The organism is Streptomyces fildesensis (genome assembly GCF_016107395.1).
In the GTDB taxonomy this organism is placed as follows: domain Bacteria; phylum Actinomycetota; class Actinomycetes; order Streptomycetales; family Streptomycetaceae; genus Actinacidiphila; species Actinacidiphila fildesensis.
Map to the genome: position 1 here is coordinate 1 of NZ_JAAIKO010000101.1, position 3,334 is coordinate 3,334.

At 70.2% G+C, this 3,334-nt stretch carries 4 protein-coding genes; 3 read left to right on the forward strand and 1 reads right to left on the reverse strand.

Translation table 11 applies throughout. From position 1 onward, the window contains the following. Together C6N31_RS41975 and C6N31_RS41980 are read left to right on the forward strand one after the other, a co-directional pair. Positions 1-83 (forward strand): adenosylhomocysteinase (locus C6N31_RS41975; protein WP_198357582.1); only part of this gene is annotated, 83 nt, incomplete at its 5' end. A 193-nt stretch (positions 84-276) separates the two neighbouring features. Next, positions 277-891, forward strand: coding sequence for a hypothetical protein (locus tag C6N31_RS41980; RefSeq protein ID WP_138357890.1), 615 nt, complete (start codon positions 277-279; stop codon positions 889-891). A gap of 63 nt (positions 892-954) precedes the next feature. Here C6N31_RS41980 and C6N31_RS41985 read toward each other — a convergent pair whose 3' ends face one another. Beyond that, entirely contained in the window at positions 955-1,899 is a 945-nt protein-coding gene (locus C6N31_RS41985) for an RDD family protein (RefSeq protein WP_138357892.1), read from the reverse strand. A gap of 109 nt (positions 1,900-2,008) precedes the next feature. Here C6N31_RS41985 and C6N31_RS41990 point away from each other — a divergent pair, with 109 nt between their 5' ends. Continuing rightward, positions 2,009-3,016, forward strand: a complete 1,008-nt coding sequence (locus tag C6N31_RS41990) for a stage II sporulation protein M (protein WP_138357894.1) — start codon at positions 2,009-2,011, stop codon at positions 3,014-3,016. Positions 3,017-3,334 lie beyond the last annotated feature (318 nt).

Here is a 3,334-nt window from a genome sequence, read left to right on the forward strand (position 1 = left end):
TGACCACGCTCCGCCCGGAGCAGGCCGCCTACATCGGCGTCCCGGTCGAGGGCCCGTACAAGGCGGACCACTACCGCTACTGATCCACTGATCCACCCGGTACGGGATCACCGCGGCTGATCGCGGCGATCCATGTCCACTGCGGTTGATCCACAGCTGTGGATCCACTGCGGTTGATCCACAGTGGTTGATCGACACCTGTAGATCCACTGAGCGTCACGAGCGTCGCCCCCGCCGTTTTCCGCGGCGGGGGCGACGCCGTTTAAGGTCCCCACCATGCCCCGAGGCCGATACTCGTTCCACGACACGCATGACCACACCCCCCTGGGTGCCGAACACTTCCACTGCGCCACCGGCCCCTCCGGCTGGCGCTACGTCTCCCAGCTCACCGCCCCCTCGGGTGATCACTCCGGCTCCGTCGACCTCACCATCGACGATCTCGGCCGCCCCATCCGCCTCGAAATGAACGCGTCCAGCTGGCAGGTCCGCGGCGCGGCCATCGACGGCGTCACCTGGGTCCGTACCGACCCCGCGGGCGAGCAGGCACAGGAGGGCAACGTCCCCGCCCATGCCTTCACCGGGGCCTCGCCCGCGTTTCTGATCGCCACCGCACGACTGCTGCGCCTCGAACCGGGCACCCCGGCCACCCGCGTACGCCTCGTCTCCTTCGCACCCCCCGTGCTCGCACCCCGCACCCTCGACCAGTCGTGGGCCCTGATCGACAGGACAACACACGACACCGACAGCGGCCCGCTGCCTGTGGACGAGTACCAGGTGACCGAGCTCGACACCGGCGAGCAGCGGCAGATCCACATCGCGGGCGACGTCGTCCTCTCCGCCCCGGGGATCGAACTCGAAGAGCTCGAATCACCACCGTCGGCGTTCGCCTGACACCGCCGCCCATCCCCAGGGGTGCGCGCGGCCCGGTCCTGCCCGGTCCTGCCCAGGTCCGGCCTACGCCGGGGGAGCGAACCCGGTACGCGGCGGCTCCGGTGCGGCGGGCTTCGACAGCATCGCCGGCGCGGGCTGGACGGGTTGGACCGGCCGAAAAGCCTGGACCGGCTGAACCGGTGGCATGACCGGTGACGGCATGACGGGCGACGGCATGACGGGTGGCTGTGCGCCCCCGAAGGGACCGGCCGGAGGCCCGCCCGCGCCGAACATCCGCCGGGCGTCCCGCGACTGCCGTTCCGCCACCACCGCGGCCAGGAACGCCGCCGGCGGAGTCCCCTGGGGCATCCGCGCGCCCGTGCACGCGGCGACATCCGTCGCCAGCCGCTCCGCCATCGACCAGCCGACCTGCGGATCAAGCTGCCACATCCGTGAGAGGTACTGCCGTACAGCCAGCCACAGCCCCTCCGGCACACCCGAGAGGTCCACCCCGGCGAGCTGCGCCGCGAGCCACGGCGGTGCGGGCGGCATCAGCTGCGAGTGCTGCACCGGGACGCGCTCGCGGACGACCAGGGTCCCGCCGAAGACGTCCCCCAGCCGCCGCCCGCGCACCGACACCAGGGACGCGATGCACGCGATGACGCCCAGCGACAGCTGGATCTCGACGACACCCACGGCCCCGCGCACCAGCGCGTGCCGGAAGCGGATCGGACCGCCGTCGTCCCGCACCACCCGCAGCCCGCAGGCCAGCTTGCCCAGCGACCGCCCACGGGTGAGGGTCTCGACGGCTATCGGTATGCCGACCAGGATGAGCAGCATCGCGCCGATCGACACCGCGGCCACCGCCGCGTCGTCGAGCGACGAGGTCGCGGCGGCGAGCAGGAACATGAGCCCGACGAAGCCCGTCCAGTAGACGACGAGGTCGATCGTCGTCGCGAGCGCCCGGCTCGGCAGCTTGGCCGGGTCCATCCCCAGCGCCACCGCCTCGCCCGTCACCAGTCCACTCACGCGCGAACCCCTCCTCCACCCCGTCCGAACCCTTGCCCGAACAGTCTGCCCGGTCTGCCAAGCTTGGGCTTCCCACTGTCCGGCCCTCTTCCGCCAGGAGCAGCAGCCCATGGACCTCGATGTCTTCGCCGCCGCCCACCGGCATGAGTGGGACCGGCTCGAAGAGCTGTTGGGACGCGGTCGCCGGCTCACCGGCGACGAGGCCGACGAACTGGTCGGCCTCTACCAGCGCACGGCGACCCATCTGTCCCTCGTCCAGTCCAGCGCCCCGGACCCGGCGCTGATCGGCCGGCTGACCACCCTGGTGGCCCGTGCGCGCAGCGCGGTCGCGGGCGCCCGCACGGCGAGCTGGCGCGATGTCGCCCGCTTCTTCACCAGCGCCTTCCCGGCAGCCGTCTACCGGTCACGGCACTGGTGGGTGCCGACGGCGCTGCTGTCGACAGCGGTCGCGGCGGCCGTCGGCTGGTGGATCGCCTCCCACCCGGAGGTGCAGTCGGCCATCGGCGCCCCGGAAGCCCTGCGCTCGATGACCCGGCCCGGCGGTCAGTACGAGACGTACTACTCCAGCCATCCCGCGGCGTCCTTCGCCGCCCAGGTCTGGACGAACAACGCCCAGGCCGCGGCGATGTGCCTGGTCTTCGGGGTGTTCCTCGGGCTGCCGGTCCTCTGGGTGCTGTGGCAGAACGTGCTCAACCTCGGCATCGGGATCGGCCTCATGGGTTCCGCGGGCCGTCTCGACACCTTCCTGGGGCTGATCCTCCCGCACGGCCTCCTGGAGCTCACCGCCGTGTTCATCGCCGCCGGCACCGGACTGCGGCTGGGGTGGACGGTGATCGACCCGGGTCCCCGCTCGCGCAGAACGGCGCTGGCCGAAGAGGGGCGTGCTGCCATCGGCATGGCCATCGGACTGGCCGTCGTCCTTTTCGTCTCCGGCGCCATCGAAGGCTTCGTCACCCCGTCCGGCCTTCCGACCTGGGCCCGCATCACCATCGGCATCGTCGCTGAACTGCTGTTCCTGGCCTACATCTACGGCGTCGGCCGGCGTGCGGCCCTCGGCGGTGAGACCGGCGACGTGGAGGCCGCGGACCGCAGCGCCACCCTCCCGACGGCCGCCTGAGCACCCCGGTCACCCGGATGTGCACTCGGCGTCCCTGACCTGTTAGTCTCCTCTTCGCCCCAGAAACCCGTTGACACGGGTGACCAGGGTAGGTAGATTCGAACGGTTGTCACGAACTAGACATGTTCGAGGCGGCTCGATAGAGTCTCCTTGCTTCTTCGTTCCTCGCGACGAAGACATCGCACATCCAATCCGAGTGAATTCTCCGAATGGATCCGCGTGTCCTCGAAACGAGAGCGGAAAATCCGATGGAAAGCTTCTGCTAAAGTCGGGTGCAGCGGGAAAGCCGAAAGGCAGAAACGCTAAAGCAACACAATG

Bases quoted from the DNA above. Each gene is read 5' to 3' on its own strand.
- C6N31_RS41990 (WP_138357894.1), top strand. From the start codon at position 2,009: ATGGACCTCGATGTCTTCGCCGCCGCCCACCGGCATGAGTGGGACCGG.
- C6N31_RS41980 (WP_138357890.1), top strand. From the start codon at position 277: ATGCCCCGAGGCCGATACTCGTTCCACGACACGCATGACCACACCCCC.